The sequence below is a fragment of the Nocardia sp. NPDC058499 genome (genome assembly GCF_042719915.1).
In the GTDB taxonomy this organism is placed as follows: Bacteria; Actinomycetota; Actinomycetes; order Mycobacteriales; family Mycobacteriaceae; genus Nocardia.
The window spans coordinates 1-16,487 of record NZ_JBHXMZ010000014.1 but is presented as its reverse complement, the minus strand read 5'-3'; the positions used below and the strand labels follow the sequence as shown (position 1 = coordinate 16,487).

Genomic DNA, 16,487 nt, shown 5'->3' with positions numbered 1-16,487 from the left:
GGCGAGCGGGTGTATTCACGATTTCCTGTCAATCCTCGGCGCCGAGGTTCAGATCGTCCTCGGCGGGTTTGCGCAGTCTGGTGTAACGGGGGTCCGTCTCCAGACTGTCGTTGATCTCATCGATCAGGTCGACGCCCGGCAGCAGCGGCGCCAGTTCCGGCAGATCGTTCAGCGACGCCAGCCCGATACGTTCCAGGAACAGTTCGGTGGTGCCGTAGAGCGTGCCGTTGGTTTCCGGGTCGGCGCCCGCCTCGGTGATCAGCCCCCTGGCCAGCAGGGTGCGCATCACACCGTCGACATTGACACCGCGCACCGCGCTGACCCGAGCCCGGGTCACCGGCTGCCGATATGCCACCACCGCCAGCGTCTCCAGTGCCGCCCGGGTCAACTTCGACCGGGCGCCGTCGAGCAACATACGCTCCACATATGGTGCGTACTCGCTGCGAGTATAGAAGCGCCACCCGTCCCCGGCGAAACGCAGATCGATCCCACTGCGCTGTGCGGCCAGCTCGGCCGACATCTCCCGCAGTGTTTGTTCCACCCGGTTCGCGGGCTCGTCCAACGCGCTCGCCAGCTGTTCTACCGGCGCGGGGGTGTCCACCACGAGCAGGATCGCCTCGAGCGCCGCCCGGAATTCGGCGTCGTCCATCGACTCGGACGCGAATTCGGTCACACTCTCGTCTCGCCACGCAGGGACAGGCTGTACGTCGACACCCCGGCCGGGCTCGCTCGCGCCCTGCCCTCCGTTGCCGCGCGGCGACCCGCCATGACTACGGTGAGCGACGGGAGCCGGGCCCAGCTCACTCCCGCTCTGCCTGCTACCGGCGGGTGCAGACTTCGCCTCGTTGTGCTGCGCCCCGGCTCCCCGGCCCACCTCGCTCATGTGCTTCCCCCACTGCGGACGGCGAAATCCTCTTCGTGGTCACGGTGCACTCCGGCCGGCGGCTCGGCGCCGGTGACCGAAGGCCCGGCGAGGTTGCGCACGGCCGCCTCCGGGCCCGATTCGCCGGGGACGGCCGCGGGCCTGCCGTGCTCATGCTCCGCTGCCGTCTCCGGGCTCGGCTCGTTCATCCGTAGTCCTCCTCGATGGCGACCGGCGCCGACTCGGCCTCGTCGCCGATCCAGCGGACCGCGAGCGGGCCCAGCGGATCGGGCTGATCGAATTCGATCGATTTGCCCCGGTACAGCTCGAGCAGCGCCAGGAATCGCGCCACGATCTGGATCGGCGCCGCGCAATCCGACACCAGATCGGCGAATGTGGTCCAGACGCCCTCACCGCGGGCGCGCAGGCGTTCCAGTACCAGCGTGGCCTGTTCGGCGACCGATATGGTGTGCGCGTGCAGATGGTCCAGGCCCACCGTCGGCACCGGCCGCGGCCGGAACGCCGCCGCGGCGATCTCCGCGAATCCGGCCGCATCCACCCCGAGCTGGACCTCCGGCAGCAAGCCGGCGAACCGTTCCTCCAAACCCACCGCCCGCGGATACCGGCGCAGTGCGGCCGCCTCGAGTTCGCCGAGCAGTTCGGCGACCTGTTTGAACGCCCGGTATTGCAGTAATCGGGCGAACAGCAGATCCCGCGCCTCGAGCAGTTCCAGATCGTCGGGATCGGTCACTTCTCCCGAGGGCAGCAGCCGCGCCGCCTTCAGGTCCAGCAGGGTCGCGGCGACCACCAGGAACTCGGTGGTCTGATCCAGGATCTTATCGGTGCGCAGCGAATTCCCGGGCTGGGCCAGCCCCGCGGTGAGTGCCTTGGTGTAGGCGATGAATTCGTCGGTGACCTGATGCAGCGCCACCTCCGTCACATCGAGACGGCGCTGCGAGATCAACTGCAACAGCAGGTCGAACGGGCCCTCGAAATTACTGAGCCGCAGATGGAACCCGGTTTTCTCACTATCCGCGGCCGAGGTGTCGCCGGGTTCGCTGGTACTCGACGGTGCAGGTGCGGGTGCTGCCGCGCTCACCGACCCGACCGGTGGATGACTTCCCGTGCCATCGCGCGATAGGCCTCGGCACCACTGGATTTCGGCGCCCAGGTGGTGATCGGTTCACCGGCCACACTCGCATCCGGGAACCGGACGGTCCGCGCGATCGCGGTGTCGTACACCAGTTCCCCGAACACCTCCACCACGCGCGCCATCACCTGACGGGAATGCAACAGCCGGGCATCGAACATGGTGACCACGATGCCGTAGAGGCTCAGCCGCGGGTTCAACCGGTCCCGCACCTTCTCCACCGTATCGTTGAGCAGAGCCAGCCCGCGCAGCGAGAAGTACTCGCATTCCATCGGAATGATCACGCCGTCCGAACACGCGAGGGCATTCACCGTGAGCAGGCCGAGCGAAGGCTGGCAGTCGATGAGGATGTAGTCGTAGCGGTCGCGGATCGGTTCCAGCGCCCGCCCCAGCGACTGCTCCCGGCCGACCTCGTTCACCAGCTGGATCTCCGCCGCGGACAGATCGATATTGCTCGGCAGCAGATCCAGGTTCTCGACCTTGGTCTGCACGAGCACATCGTCGACTCCGACCGGTGCGCCGATCAGCAGGTTGTGCACGGTCAGATCCAGGTCGTGGTGTGCCACTCCCAGACCCGCCGACAACGCACCCTGCGGATCGAGATCCACCAGCAGCACCCGGCGGCCGTATTCGGCCAGCGCGGCACCCAGGTTGATGGTCGAGGTGGTCTTACCGACCCCGCCCTTCTGGTTACACATCGCCACGATGAGCGCATTGCCCTGATGCGACGGTTCGGTCGGATCCGGCACCGGGCGTAGCGGACGGCCCGTGGGACCCAGTGCGGCGTCGGCGGGCGGAGGTTCGGGGCCCGCCCCCCACACGGATGTGGCGCGCTCATCGTTCTCGGTGCCCTTGGGCGGTTCCGCCGCTCCGGCTGTCGTCACGATCCGCTGCTCCTTATACGTTCCTGCCCGTCACCTCGTAGAGCGTAACGAGGCCGATCAAGGCACGGTCTCGCTTTCGCCACGGTCCGGCTCCTTCTAGACGCTACCCGTTGACAGCACTCCGGCGCCCAGTGTGTCAACCGGCGTGTTCTGTGATATTGCGGCGCCGGCGAACCGGGAGCCGCTCATCGTGCCCTGGGGTGGGCGGTGGCCCAGACTTCGCGCAAGGTCCCCACGGTGACCATTGTGTAGATCTGGGTGGTGGTGACCGACGCGTGACCCAGCAGTTCCTGCACCACCCGCACATCGGCGCCGCCGTCGAGCAGGTGGGTGGCGAACGAATGCCGCAGGGTGTGCGGGGAAACCGTGGCCGTGATCCCGGCACGTTCCGCGGCGCGCTGCAACACCTGCCAGGCACTCTGCCGGGACAACCGGCCGCCGCGGACGTTGAGGAACAACGCGGCCGCCGCCCCCGGGGCCCGCACCCCGGCACGACCGTTCGACGCCAATACGGGCCGTCCGCGCACCAGGTAGGCGTCCACGGCCGCCAGGGCGGGCCGCCCCACCGGGACGATCCGCTGTTTACCGCCCTTCCCCCGCAGCACGACGGCGCGCCCCTCGAGGTCGAGGTCGTCCAGATCGAGGCCGACGGTTTCCGAGATCCGCGCACCCGTCGAATACAGCAGTTCCAGCAGTGCGCGATCGCGGAGCCCACGGGCGCCCGCGTCCCCGCCGGCCGCCGTATCCGCGCCCACCGACTCCAGCAACCGCAGCACTTGGTCCACGGGCAGCGCCTTCGGCAGCCGCTGCCCCACCATCGGCGGTTTCACCGCATGGGCGACATCGGTACCGACCAGGCCCTCGGCGGCAGCGAATCGATGCAGCCCGCGAACCGCGATCAATGCCCGCGCGACCGATCCCGGTGCCAGCGGCGGATGCCTGTCGTCGCCCGCGCGCAGGGCGATCCCGAATTCCCCGATATCGGTTTCGCGGACCGCATCGAGGTCGGCAATACCCCGGTCTTTCAGGTATTCCCGGTACCGCCCGAGGTCGCGCCGGTACGCCGATAGTGTGCTGCGGGCGGCACCCCGCTCCACCGCGAGATGGTCCAGGTAGATATCGGCCTCGCGCACCGCATACCCGCCCTCAGTCCGTGTTCCGTTGCGCCGCCTGGCGCCGTAACAGCGCGCTCGGCAGCCCCGGCCACGGCGCGTCGGCCGGGCGTAGCGGCAGGTCCGCGGCGTCGGCGGCGCTCAGCGCGAGCAGTCCGGCGACCGCCGTCGCGTTCACGATTTCACCGGCCAGCGCCGCGCGGACAGCCGCGCCGAGCGGCATCCGCACCAGTTCCAGATCGGCTTCCTCGTGTTCGGGTGCGGGCCGGTCGGTCTCGGTCAGCCCGCGCGCCAGATACACCCGCAACGCTTCGTCGGTGAACCCCGGCGACAGCGCCACATCCACCAGCACCGACCACTCCCGCGCGGCCAGCCCGGTTTCCTCGGCCAGTTCGCGCTGCGCCGCCGCGAGCGGATCCTCCCCGGCGATATCGATCAACCCGGCCGGCAGTTCGAGCAGCCGCTCCCCGAGCGGATGCCGGTACTGGCGGATCAGCACGACCTGCCCGTCGTCGTCCACCGCGACCACCGCGACCGCGCCGTGATGCTCGACCACCTCGCGTTCCACGACCCGCCCGCCTGGCATCTCCACCTGATCCAGCCGCAGCGCCACAATGGCCCCGTTGTAGACCAGCCGACTGTCCACGGTGCGGAAGGCGTGGCTGCCCGGCGCCGGCTGCGCGCCGGTCACGAGGCCTGCTCGGCGGCAGCCATTTCCTGCTCTTCCTGCTCACCGGGAATGTCCACGGGAAGCCGTTCGGCCAGTTTGTACCGTAGCGCGGCGGCGATCAGCTCGGCGAACAGCGGATGCGGCCGGGTGGGCCGGCTCTTCAGCTCCGGATGCGCCTGCGTGCCCACGAAGAACGGGTGGACGTCCCCGGGAAGTTCGACGAACTCCACCAGATGCCCGTCCGGCGAGGTCCCGCTGAACCGGAGCCCGCTGGTGGCGATCTTGTCGCGGTAGCTGTTGTTCACCTCGTACCGGTGCCGGTGCCGTTCGGAGACCTCGTTCTCGCGGTAGGCCCGGGCCACCACCGACCCCTTCTCCAGTACCGCGGGGTAGGCGCCGAGCCGCATGGTGCCACCCAGGTCGGCCTCGCCTGCCACAGCCTGTTCCTGATCGGCCATCGTGGAAATCACCGGGTGTTCGGTCTCGGGTTCGAATTCGGCGGAATTGGCATCGTCGAGTCCCACCGAACGCGCGGCCTCGATCACCATGCACTGCAATCCCAGACACAACCCGAGCAACGGCAGTTTCCGGGTCCGGGCGTGGTGGATCGCACCGACCTTGCCCTCGATCCCGCGGATCCCGAACCCGCCCGGAATAAGCACCGCGTCCACATCACGCAGCGCGGCCTGCGCCCCGGCCGGGGTTTCGCAATCATCGGACTGCACCCAGCGCAGTTTCACCTTCGCGCGGTGCGCGAAACCACCCGCCCGCAGCGCCTCGGTGACCGACAGATACGCATCCGGCAGGTCGACGTACTTGCCGACCAGCGCGACCTCCACCGTTTCCCGCGGCGCATGCACGCGGTCGAGCAGATCGCCCCAGACAGTCCAGTCGACATCACGGAACGGCAAGCCGAGCTTGCGCACCACGTACGCGTCGAGCCCTTCCCGGTGCAGCACCTTCGGGATGTCGTAGATCGACGGCGCATCCGGTGTGGAGATACACGCGTCGACCTCCACATCGCACATCAGCGCGATCTTGCTCTTCAGCCCCGCCGACACCTCGCGATCACAGCGCAGGATCAGCGCGTCGGGCTGGATACCGATACTGCGCAGCGCCGCCACCGAATGCTGGGTGGGTTTGGTTTTGAGCTCACCGGACGGTGCCAGATACGGCACCAGCGAAACGTGCAGGAAGAAGACATTGTCGCGGCCGACATCGTGCCGGATCTGCCGGGCGGCCTCGAGGAACGGCTGCGATTCGATATCGCCGACCGTTCCGCCGATCTCGGTGATCACCACATCCGGTTCCTGCCCCTGCAGGTCGGGCCCGCGCATCGCCAGGACGCGCGCCTTGATCTCGTCGGTGATATGCGGGATCACCTGCACCGTATCGCCGAGGTATTCGCCGCGCCGTTCCTTGGCGATCACCGACGAGTAGACCTGCCCGGTGGTGACGTTGGCGTCCTTCGACAGGTCGCGATCGAGAAACCGCTCGTAATGCCCCACATCGAGATCGGTCTCGGCGCCGTCCTCGGTCACGAACACCTCGCCGTGCTGGAACGGATTCATGGTGCCGGGATCGACGTTCAAATAGGGGTCGAGCTTCTGCATGGTGACTCGTAGCCCCCGCGAGGTCAGCAACTGACCGAGGCTGGAGGCGGTGAGACCCTTACCGAGTGAAGAGGCGACACCACCGCTCACGAAGATGTGTTTGGTGGCTGTGCGCGCCTGAATCCGTGTATGACCCACGGGTCTTCACAGTAACACGAAACCCGCCCGGTGAACGACCGCCACTCCCCGTTAACCACCCGATCGCCCACCCGGTCCACCCGGACACTGCAACAACGGCACGTCCGCGGTTCCACTTCCGCCCCGGCGGCACCACCGGCCACTTCCTCCACACCCGCAGTCCCGCACCGAAGTTTCCGCGACGCACCACCCGGGCGCATCCGAATGCTGAAGAGTTGCGCACCACACCCCGCGCCCCGCTGCTCGCCGGCCCGCCAGCCCAAGTGCGTCCCCCAGAAGAACGGCCGGGAACACCGATCAGGACAAGTCCGCCAGGGCCCCCGGCCGGCCGGAACGTCATGTCGACGCGTGGGCAGTCCCCCTCCCGCAGGTCACCCCAACCGGTCACGTTCGAGAAGACTCCGGGCCGACCGCCCCGGCCACTTCCGGAACCCTGACCGGCCTGCCACGTTGTTCGCGGACCCACACAGAGGCCGTTACCAGGCCGAGAGCGACCCATCGACACGTACACGAGAACCCCTGCCGCCGTGCCGGGCGATGGTAGTCATCGGCGGTACGGTCTCGGCCGCGGCCCCGTCGCGATGTGTCGAGTCACGCCGCGGCCGAACTATCCGGACCGGCCCAGCACCTCCCGGCCCCAGAGCTCGGCCCGGGTGAGCATGTCCTGCGCCCCCGCGAGCATCTCACTGCCGTGCCCGACCGCCAGGATCGCGACGATCGCCGCCCCGAGCACCGCCAGCACCAGCAGCGCCGCCAGCACACCCGAGAAACGGTTGCGGTACAGCGTCGCCACCGCAGAGGCATCCATGATCGATTCCCCGACCTTCAACCGCGTCAGGAAGGTCGCCGGGTTGCTGTCGCGGCGGCCGCGATCGAAGAACTCCTCCAGTGAGGCGCTCGCACCCGCCGTCACGATCAGCGCCGCACCGTGATGGTGGGCGAGCAGCAGGGCCAGATCGGCGGGCGACCCCGAGCCCGGAAAGGTGATCGCCCCCAGACCCAGTTCCTTCACCCGCTCCAATCCCTCGGCCCGGCCGTCGAGGTCTGCCGGGATGATCAACTCGGCGCCACAGGTCAGCGTTTTGGCGGTCAGTTCGTCGGGATTGCCGACGATCAGATCCGGCCGGTACCCCGACCGCCGCAGTGTCTCGGCACCGCCACCCACACCGATCAGGACCGGCGAGTATTCCTTGATGAACGGCTTGAGTTTCTTCAGCTCCTCGGCATGACCCGGCCCCACCCCGACCACCACTACCTGTCTGCCGTTCAGCACCAGATCCGGTTTCGGCACGCCGATACCGTCCATGAGCAGCGAGGATTCGGTCCGGATGAATTCCAGCGCGTCACCGGCGAACGATTCCAGATGCTCGGCGAGCCCGTTACGCGCTTCCCGCATCCGTTCCGCGATCGCGTCCTCATCCAGTTCGAGGCATTCGACCAGCACCTCGGGTTCCTTACGGGTGAACCGATCGGCGTAGACGACGCCGTCCTCGATCCGCACCCGCGCGCCGTCCTTGATCCGGCCGAAGGCATCCGAGCTCACGGTGTCGAGCAGCAGCACACCTCCTGCGACCAGAACTTCGGGTCCGACGTTCGGGTATCGGCCGGAGATCGACGGTGAGGTGTTCACCACCGCCGAAACCCCCGCGGCGACGAGCTTGTCGGCGAGGGACTGATCGATATCCATTTCATCGAGAACGGCTATATCACCAGGCCCGATCCGCGCGAGTAGCCGCCGGGTATCCCGGTCGACCCGGGCGGTCCCGGTCCGGCCGGGCAGTGTCTCGGAGTTCTTCGACAGCAGCGCCAGCATCCTCATGTAGCGATGATGTCGGTAAACCCTCAACCTTCGGTGGAGACACGCCGCTGACCGGCCCTCCATTCGCTCACTCGAGCAATCGGACAGCTACTCGCGGGGCGCGCGCACCGGGTCGGCTGGACGCGGAAGCCGCACCGGGCGCGCCGTATGCTGCCGGGCACAGCTATTCGAAGAGGAGACGCCATGGCCAGCACCACCGTCGACACCGTGATCGCCGCCCCGCGGGCGACCGTGTACCGGCTGTTCGCCGACCGCGAGAGCATCAGCCCCTACCTCGCCGTGAACGTCACGCTCGTACGACCGGGCGAGACCGAACGCGAGGGTGTGGGCGCCCAGCACAAGATCGGTGCCGGACCGGTCGGCGTGGTCGAGGAGATCACCGCCCTGGTACCGAACGAGCGGATGGAGTACAAGATCGTCAAGGGCGCTCCGGTGAAAAGCCATACCGGCGTCATCACCTTCGCCGACGCCGGCAACGGCACCCGCGTCACCTACACCATGACCTCCGACCCCTCCCTGCCCGTCCCCGCCAAGGCGTTGGAGATCGGCCTGAAAGGCCTCATCAACCAGTTCATCGCCGGCGCCCGCAAAGCCGTCCGCTGACCGGCCACTGACCCGGGCCGGGCATCACCACCGCACCCACTACTAAACGCCCCGAAGATTCAGAACCGTTGGACGAATCGGTACCAGCCGCCTTCGACGGGCGTGTAGCGGATATCGCTGTCGTGGCGGAGTAAGCCCGGCCCGGGTGCGCCCGGCGGGAAATAGGCAAATCCGACTAATCGTGCCTCCGCCCCGGCAATCCTCCGCGGTTCAGCCTCGGCGGCTGCGGGCACGGTGAGTGATCGACCCACCGGGCTGCGACGCACCAGAACGACACCTGATCACCCGCAAGAACTTCCGCCCTGCCGCACCCTGTACTGCGCAACGCGAATCCTGACACCCGTGCGGCCGAGTATATCAGCTCGCCGCCATCCGTTCGGCGCGGGCGATATTGAGCAGTTCCCAGGCGTGCGCGCGACCCGTTTCGGTGTCGTCGAGCCCCGCCAGCATCCGGGCGAGTTCCACGATCCGCTCGTCCTGGGTCAGCGCCCGGACCCCCGAATCCACGGCACCCTCACCGTCGTCGGATTTGTTCACCACCAGATGTGTATCGGCGAACGCCGCGACCTGCGCCAAATGGGTCACCACGATCACCTGATGGGTGCGGGCCAGCCGGGACAGCCGCCGCCCGATCTCGACCGCGGCCCGGCCGCCGACACCGGCGTCGACCTCGTCGAACACCATGGTCACCCCGTGCTCGTTACCCGCCAGCACCACCTCGAGCGCCAGCATCACGCGGGAAAGCTCACCGCCGGAGGCGCTCTTGTTCAACGGCAGCGACTGCGCCCCGGAATGCGCCGCCAGCCGTAACTCCACCTCGTCCACCCCGCCGGGCCCGGCATGGAGTTCGGTGCCGTCGATCAGCAGCGGCGCCGAATCCTGCGGCCCGGCTGGTACCGGGCGGACCTCGACGTCCAGCCGCGCCTTCCCCATCGCCAGCCCGCCGAGTTCCTCGCTCACCGCCGCGGCCAGCTCACCGGCCGCCGTAGTACGTGCCTGCGACAGTTTGACCGCCACGGCCCGCACTCGATCCGCGCCCGCCTCGGCCTCCGCAGCCAGCGCCGCCAGCGCCTCCTCGGATACATCCAGCGATTCCAGCTTCGTCCGCGCATCGTCGGCCCAGGCGAGCACCCCGTCGATATCGGGCGCATACTTGCGGGTCAGCGATTTCAGTTCGGCCTGCCGGGTCAGCATGGAATCCAGCGCACCGGGGTCCGACGGCAGATCCGACAGGTACCCGCTCAATTCCGTGGTCAGGTCCACCACCACCGCGATCGCATCGGCCAGCCGCGGCCCCAGGGCCGACAGCGCCGGATCCTCGGAACCTTCCACCCGCGACCGCGCGACCCCCAGCGCATCCAGCGCGCCGGCATTCTCCCCCGGATCGTCCTCCGGCCCGGCCAGCGCCTCGTGCGCGGTGGCCGCCGCCTCCCGCAACGAATCCAGATCACTGAGCCGGCGGATCTCCGCGACCAGACGCTCGTCCTCGCCCGGTTCGGGTGCGATGCCGTCGATTTCGGCAAGCGCCTGGGTGAGACGTTCCGCTTCGACCGCCATATCCCGGCTGCGCGCCGTACGTTCCAGTAGCGCGTTGCGCGCGTCCAGCCAGGCCCGCCGCTGCTCGGTGTATTCGCGTAGCAGCGGCCCCACCGCCGCGTCCGCGAATTGGTCCAGCGCCCGCAACTGCTGTTCGGGCCGTTGCAACCGTAGCTGGTCGTTCTGCCCGTGCACGGTCAGCAACGGTGCGGTGAAATCCGCCAGTACCGACGCCGGCACCCCGCGCCCCCCCAGATGCGCCCGGGACCGGCCGTCACTGCCCACCGACCGGATCGCGATCACCGTACCGTCCTCGTCCGCAACGGCTGCCGCTGCTTCCAGGACCTGCTCCGCGTCACCGCGCGCGGTCGCGTTCACTTCGTCGAGGGTGAACCGGCCCTCCACCACGGCACGATTCGCACCGAGCCGCACCCGGCCGGCATCCGCCCGCGCCCCGCTGAGCAGGTGCAGGCTGGTGACCACCATCGTTTTGCCCGCCCCGGTTTCCCCGGTGAGCACCGTCAGCCCTTCATGGAATTGCGCGGTGGCCGTGGAGATAACGCCCAATCCGTCAATTCGTATCTCTGTCAGCACGTGTGCCCTCCGTTCGCCGCCGGCCCCGCCAACCAGTTACCGGCAGCTCGAACTTGCGCACCATCCGGTCCGCGAACGGCGCGGAATCCAGCCGCACCCACCGCACCGGCTCGGCACCACGGATCGCTTCGACCCGGCCGCCTCGCGGCAATGCGAGGGTGCGCCTGCCATCCAGGAAAACTATCGCATCAGGGCCGGTGGCAACGGATTCGACCGCGATCCGGGAGTCCGGGCTGGTCACCAGGGGCCGGGCGAACAGGGCATGCGCATTGCTCGGAATCACCAGCAGCGCTTCCAGTTCCGGCCACACCACCGGCCCACCGGCAGAGAAAGCGTAGGCGGTGGAACCGGTGGGGGTCGCGACAAGAATTCCGTCGCAGCCATACGACGACACCGGCCGCCCGTCGACTTCCAGCACCACTTCCAGAACGCCCATCCGCGCGGCGTTCTCGATACTGGCCTCGTTCAACGCCCAGCCGCGCTCGATGATCTCGTCGTCGAGCCGGACGCTGACATCGATGGTCATCCGTTCCTCGACCCGGTAGTCGCGGCGCACCACCTGGGCGAGCGCCTCGTCGAGGTGTTCGGCCTCGGCTTCGGTGAGAAAACCGATACGGCCCAGATTGATCCCGAGCACCGCGACGGTGACGTGCCGGGCCAGTTCCGCGGCCCGCAGCAGCGTGCCGTCACCGCCGAGCGCGAGCACCATCTCGCAGCCCAGCGCCGCGTCCGGCTCGTGCGCGACCACCTGCACCGGATAGCCCCCGGATTCGGTGACCGGTTCGGCGCCGGACTCGAACCGGGTGCTGTAGGCCTCGTCGGCGAGCACCCGCAACCCGATCCCCGCTTCCGCGCAGATCTTCGCCACCCGATGCGCCGTTTCACTGATCTCGGCGCGACCCGGATGCGATACCAGCAGGATCTCCCTGGTCCGGGGAGTATCCGCACTCATTGCGGGCCTTCTTCGACCGCCAGCCGCACCATCTTCGCCACCTCGCCTGCCGAATCGCCGGGTATATCCTCCCGGCGCAACCACAGAAAGTATTCGACATTCCCGGAGGGCCCCGGTAGCGGGCTGGCCACCACACCCACCGTCCGCAACCCGAGTTCGGCGGCCGTGGCGGCCACCGCGCATACCGCCTCCGCCCGCAACTGCGGGTCACGAACCACGCCGCCCGACCCCACCCGTTCCTTACCGACCTCGAACTGCGGTTTCACCATGGGCACCAGATCGGCGCCGGGCGCCGTGCACGCCGCCAGCGCGGGCAGGACCAGGGCCAGCGAAATGAACGACAGATCGGCGACCACCAGGTCCACCGGCCCGCCGATACCGTCGGGTGTCAGCGAGCGAACATTGGTCCGGTCGAGCACATGTACGCGCTCGTCGGTCCGCAACCGCCACACCAGCTGCCCGTAGCCGACATCGGCGGCCACCACTTCCCGCGCCCCACGACTGAGCAGCACATCGGTGAACCCGCCGGTGGACGCCCCGGCGTCCAGACAACGCCGGTCCGCGATCGCCAGCCCCCGCGGTTCGAAAGCCTCCAGCGCGCCCAGCAGTTTATGTGCCCCGCGCGACGCCCAGGCCACCTCGTCGACCTGTTCCTTGACCACCAAGGGTGTCCCGGTTTCCACCGCTGTCGCCGGTTTCACCGCCACCGCACCGTTGATCAGTACCCGCCCGGCACCGACCAGTTCCACGGCATGCTCGCGTGACCGCGCCAACCCGCGGCGGACCAGTTCCGCGTCCACCCGCGCCCGCCTGGCCACCTCAGATCTTGTCCACCGTCGCCAGAGCCTGGACCAGCACCTCGTGTGCCTGCTCCAGGATATGCGCGCGGCGGGCCAGGTCGGTTCCGGCGGATTCGTCCCCCGGTGCGCCGCCGGCCGGCCGGTCAGCGAGTTCGGCGAGCAGTTCACGAACTTCGGTGCGAATCTTGTCCGGGTCGGCGAGGTCGCCGTGGCCGGCCACCCCGGGCAGATGCTGACCGGGCAGCGGCACCCGGGCGGCACCAGGGGTGTTCGGGCGAGGAGTCGGGGTAGTCATCGTGAGGTCAACGCTATCGGATTTCCGAACGGGGCGCGCGTACCCTCAGGGCCCGGCCCGGCCGGGCATCCAGTTCTCGCCGGACGGCGGTGAGGTCGCCGATATCGCAGGGCACCGGCGCACTGTTCAGCGCTGCCAGGCTGCCGGCAATATAGGTCGGCCACCGGTCGGTGGGCGACCCGGTCAGTTCCTCGATGGTGCTGACGCCGGTCAGCACCAGCAGTGAGTCCACCGCCACGTTCTCGGCGCCGTCGATATCGGTGTCGAGCCGGTCCCCCACCACCAGCGCGGCCCGGGTCCCGGCCCGGTCCAGGGCGTTCTCCAGCAACGGAGCATAGGGTTTGCCCGCCACCACCGGTTCCCGGTCCGAAGCGGCCCGCAATGCCGCGACCATGGCCCCGTTACCGGGTGCCAGGCCCCGTTCGTTCGGCAGAGTCCGGTCGGTGTTCGCGGCCACCCACACCGCGCCCGCCCGCAGCGCGTACGACGCCTCGGCCAGATCGGGCCACGCGGTCTGCGGGGAATGTCCCTGCACCACCGCCGCCACGGTTTCCGTGGCCCGCCGCACCGGCTGCAACCCCACCGCCTTCACCTCGGCCGCCAGATCGTCGGTACCGACCACCAGCACCTCCGCCCCCTGCTCGACCCGGCCGGCGAGCAGCCGCACCGCCGCCTGCGCACTGGTCACCACATCGGCTTCCGCAGCCGGGTATCCCATTTCGGCGAGATGAGCGGCCACCGAGCCCGCCGCCCGGCTCGCATTATTGGTGACGTAGACCAGCCGCTGCCCCCCACCGGCAAGTTCGGCCGGACCGCCCTCGATCACCTCGGACCCGCGATACAGCGTCCCGTCCAGATCCAGCAGCAGCGCCTCGTACCCGTCCCGCAACCGCGTTCCACTCACATCCCGCACACTCGGACCCTACGTCGTCCCCCTCTTGCGTCCGACGGGCACTCCACGCACGGACGCACGGACGCACGGACGCACGGACGCACGGACGCACGGACGCACGGACGGGAGAATGATCGCGGGTCGCGAATCCGGCGACCCGCACAGCGATGAGTTTGCGCGGAGAGCAGCGTCGTAACAGCGATACCCGCGGTCGCGACCCGCGCGACCGCCACACCCACTGTGGAGGACATGTGGTCCACGAATCCCTTGCGCGAGGCACCGAACCGGATCTTGTAGACGTCGCCGAAGCGAAACTCGCGGTGGTCCACGGCCGAGTGTCCCCGGACGAGATCACCACTTTCTTCGATACCTCATTCGGACGTCTCGCCGCTGTACTCGACACCCAGGCTGTGAATATCACCGGTCCCGCCCTCGCGCTCTACGGCACCGTCGGCGACCGATCCATGGAAATCACCGTCGGCTTCCCGGTCGACCGCCCGATCCAGCCGGAAGCGGAGGTCGTGGCCGGCGTGCTCCCGTCCGGGCGAACAGCTCGCCTCGTGCACCACGGATCGTTCGACGGATTGGACCAGAGCTGGGACCGGCTGCGCTCCTGGATCACTTCCCAAGACTTGATCCCGGCCGGCACCCGGTGGGAGGTCTACGTCACCGAGCCGAACCCCCATATGGACCCCGCCGATCTGCGCACAGAACTCAACTGGTCCATCACACCGGCTTGATCCGGACCGAGGCGGAAGAGCCCCGGATGGTCGCCCTGCCTATCGGCCGATTCCGTTCCGGAACATTCAGAGGCACTGCGCACGCAGCTGCTCGTTCCGGCATGCGTCGGCCGATTCCCGGCTGCGGAAATCTCGGTGGATGAGCACAGTGCTGCGGGCGCGCATCGGCACAACCCCTCTCGGCGGCCTTTTCGCGAATCAGACCCGACTGGGGCGAGGGAGTCCTGTGTCGGCCCTCATGACTTCTGCTTCGGCAGCGCACTGCTACGCCGTCGTCCCGGCCCAGCCGTTGTCAGGAGCCCCCGGTCAACTCGGCGGCACGTTCTTCGGCATCGGTTTCGCCATCGAGGTCAGCGGCTGCAGCATTGAAGAACCAGGTGAGCCCTTCCTCGGTGCGCCCGGCCGCGACCAGTGCGTCGGCGTAGGCGTAGAACAACCGCGCGGGCCCGGACCCGGTGCGAGCCGGATCGAGGTCGGAAGTCTGCAGGGTGACCACGGCCTGGTCGTATTCGCCCAGGTCCATCCGCGCACCCGCGACCACGATACGCAGCTCGATCGCGTCGTCACCGGTCAGCGACCGGGCCTCGTCGCTGCGGCCGATCTCGATCGCGCGCTCCGGCCGGCCCAGACCGCGTTCACAGTCGGCCATAACCGCGAGTAGTCCGGCGCCGCCCGCCATCCGCCGCGCAGCACGCAGCTCCGACAGTGCCTCGGCCCACTCACCGGCGTGATACGCCACCACACCGGCCGTCTCCCGGACCACCGCGATCCGGCCCGCCCGCTGCCGGGCAGCCCGCGCATGCGCCAGGGCCAGGCGGGGATCGTCGTCGAGTAGTTGCGCCGCCATGGCCAGATGGCGTGCCACGGTTTCCGCGTTGCCCTTGTCCAGACTCAGCAGATCGCGCCGGATGGTGGAATCCAGATCGCCTGCCTGGACATTTTCGGGCAGGTCCGGCTCGTCCGGACGCGGTGGCCGCCGATCGGCTCCCCGGGCTGCGCCCTCACCGCCCCGACGGCGCGGACCGCCCGGACCACTGTCCCGGGACGGGCCCGACGACGCGCCCGTCTCATAATTACGGCCGGCTCCGCGGTCGGCACGGTCGGCCCCGCCACGGGCACCGAACCGGCGATCATCGGAACCGGAACGTGGTCCACCGCGTCCGCCGAAGTCACGCCGCCCTCGGTCGCCACCGCCATTATCGGTGCGTTCCGAAGGCCGGTAATCGCTTCGCTCCCCAGACCCGCGGTCGGGCTTCTCCCCACCGGACCTGCTGCCACGTTCCCCCGCCGGACCCGGCCGTTCCGCGCGGCCCCGATCGGCCCGAAAACCGCGATCGGAGCGGAAAGAGCCACGGTTGTCCTCGCCCCCGCTACCGCCGGCCGCTCCGGGCCTGCCGCCACGATCCCCTCGGGCCGCGCCGGACGAACCGCCCTCACGCCGGAAATTTCCCCGTCCACCGCCGGCCGACCGGCCGTCACCGGGTTTCTCGCCGCCGGAACGAGGCGCGTCTGCGCCCTCACCAGCCCGCCGGAACCCGTTCCCCGCTCCGGAAGAATTACGCCGGAACGGTTTCCGGCCATCGCTCTGTTCCGGCACGGCGGATCCCTCTCTCAAATGAAAATCAGGTGAATCGATAACGGTGAGCATGTACTCACCCCAAGTCTAACGGGTCGAAATCCCGTACAGAAACGCCGAAAGGGGACCCAGTAACTGGGTCCCCTTTCGTGAAAGTATGTTCCGGCGGTGTCCTACTCTCCCACACCCTGTCGAGTGCAGTACCATCGGCGCTGGCAGGCTTAGCTTCCGGGTTCGGAATGGGACCGGGC

Annotated in this window: 15 protein-coding genes, 1 rRNA gene and 1 pseudogene; 2 read left to right on the top strand and 15 right to left on the bottom strand. The window is 68.7% G+C overall.

Annotated elements, in window-relative coordinates:
• Window positions 1-28: 28 nt before the first annotated feature.
• From scpB to steA, 8 genes are all read right to left on the bottom strand, one after another.
• Window positions 29-649 (bottom strand): SMC-Scp complex subunit ScpB, encoded by a 621-nt coding sequence (gene scpB / locus ACFWPH_RS30275; RefSeq protein ID WP_378755740.1) that lies wholly within the window; start codon window positions 647-649, stop codon window positions 29-31.
• Between the two features lie 230 nt (window positions 650-879).
• The gene (locus ACFWPH_RS30270) at window positions 880-1,071 is read right to left on the bottom strand and encodes a hypothetical protein (RefSeq protein WP_378755614.1); all 192 of its coding nucleotides are present in this window, start codon (window positions 1,069-1,071) and stop codon (window positions 880-882) included.
• Window positions 1,068-1,961, bottom strand: coding sequence for a segregation and condensation protein A (locus ACFWPH_RS30265; RefSeq protein ID WP_378755613.1), 894 nt, complete (start codon window positions 1,959-1,961; stop codon window positions 1,068-1,070). Before ACFWPH_RS30265 ends, ACFWPH_RS30270 begins: the two co-directional genes overlap by 4 nt.
• Window positions 1,958-2,833: a ParA family protein gene (locus ACFWPH_RS30260; RefSeq protein WP_378755738.1), complete on the bottom strand. Its 876-nt coding sequence runs from the start codon at window positions 2,831-2,833 to the stop codon at window positions 1,958-1,960. The genes ACFWPH_RS30265 and ACFWPH_RS30260 overlap by 4 nt, the downstream gene beginning before the upstream one ends.
• Before the next feature lie 248 nt (window positions 2,834-3,081).
• Entirely contained in the window at window positions 3,082-4,029 is a 948-nt protein-coding gene (locus tag ACFWPH_RS30255) for a site-specific tyrosine recombinase XerD (protein WP_378755612.1), read from the bottom strand.
• A 13-nt stretch (window positions 4,030-4,042) separates the two neighbouring features.
• Complete coding sequence (locus ACFWPH_RS30250) at window positions 4,043-4,699, bottom strand: NUDIX domain-containing protein (RefSeq protein ID WP_378755611.1); 657 nt, start codon at window positions 4,697-4,699, stop codon at window positions 4,043-4,045.
• Entirely contained in the window at window positions 4,696-6,429 is a 1,734-nt protein-coding gene (locus ACFWPH_RS30245; protein WP_378755610.1) for a CTP synthase, read from the bottom strand. Before ACFWPH_RS30245 ends, ACFWPH_RS30250 begins: the two co-directional genes overlap by 4 nt.
• Window positions 6,430-7,036: 607 nt before the next feature.
• Complete coding sequence (steA, locus tag ACFWPH_RS30240; RefSeq protein ID WP_378755609.1) at window positions 7,037-8,248, bottom strand: putative cytokinetic ring protein SteA; 1,212 nt, start codon at window positions 8,246-8,248, stop codon at window positions 7,037-7,039.
• 183 nt (window positions 8,249-8,431) lie between these two features.
• Here steA and ACFWPH_RS30235 point away from each other — a divergent pair, with 183 nt between their 5' ends.
• Window positions 8,432-8,851, top strand: a complete 420-nt coding sequence (locus ACFWPH_RS30235; protein WP_378755608.1) for an SRPBCC family protein — start codon at window positions 8,432-8,434, stop codon at window positions 8,849-8,851.
• 357 nt (window positions 8,852-9,208) lie between these two features.
• Here the strand turns inward: ACFWPH_RS30235 and recN are convergent, their stop codons facing one another.
• From recN to ACFWPH_RS30210, 5 genes are read right to left on the bottom strand one after another with little or no spacing between them, the layout of a single operon-like run.
• Window positions 9,209-10,981 (bottom strand): DNA repair protein RecN, encoded by a 1,773-nt coding sequence (gene recN, locus ACFWPH_RS30230; protein ID WP_378755607.1) that lies wholly within the window; start codon window positions 10,979-10,981, stop codon window positions 9,209-9,211.
• Window positions 10,959-11,933 (bottom strand): NAD kinase, encoded by a 975-nt coding sequence (locus ACFWPH_RS30225; RefSeq protein WP_378755606.1) that lies wholly within the window; start codon window positions 11,931-11,933, stop codon window positions 10,959-10,961. Before ACFWPH_RS30225 ends, recN begins: the two co-directional genes overlap by 23 nt.
• Window positions 11,930-12,751, bottom strand: coding sequence for a TlyA family RNA methyltransferase (locus tag ACFWPH_RS30220; protein WP_378755605.1), 822 nt, complete (start codon window positions 12,749-12,751; stop codon window positions 11,930-11,932). Before ACFWPH_RS30220 ends, ACFWPH_RS30225 begins: the two co-directional genes overlap by 4 nt.
• Window position 12,752: 1 nt before the next feature.
• Complete coding sequence (locus tag ACFWPH_RS30215; protein ID WP_378755604.1) at window positions 12,753-13,028, bottom strand: hypothetical protein; 276 nt, start codon at window positions 13,026-13,028, stop codon at window positions 12,753-12,755.
• 13 nt (window positions 13,029-13,041) lie between these two features.
• Window positions 13,042-13,941 (bottom strand): HAD-IIA family hydrolase, encoded by a 900-nt coding sequence (locus tag ACFWPH_RS30210; RefSeq protein ID WP_378755603.1) that lies wholly within the window; start codon window positions 13,939-13,941, stop codon window positions 13,042-13,044.
• A 146-nt stretch (window positions 13,942-14,087) separates the two neighbouring features.
• On the opposite strand from ACFWPH_RS30210, the gene ACFWPH_RS30205 reads away from it, so the two are divergent.
• Complete coding sequence (locus ACFWPH_RS30205; RefSeq protein ID WP_378755602.1) at window positions 14,088-14,660, top strand: GyrI-like domain-containing protein; 573 nt, start codon at window positions 14,088-14,090, stop codon at window positions 14,658-14,660.
• A 292-nt stretch (window positions 14,661-14,952) separates the two neighbouring features.
• Here ACFWPH_RS30205 and ACFWPH_RS30200 read toward each other — a convergent pair.
• Both ACFWPH_RS30200 and rrf read right to left on the bottom strand, forming a co-directional pair.
• Window positions 14,953-15,846, bottom strand: a pseudogene (locus tag ACFWPH_RS30200) (hypothetical protein); the annotation flags it as partial.
• 550 nt (window positions 15,847-16,396) lie between these two features.
• A 5S ribosomal RNA gene (gene rrf, locus ACFWPH_RS30195) occupies window positions 16,397-16,487 on the bottom strand; the annotation flags it as partial.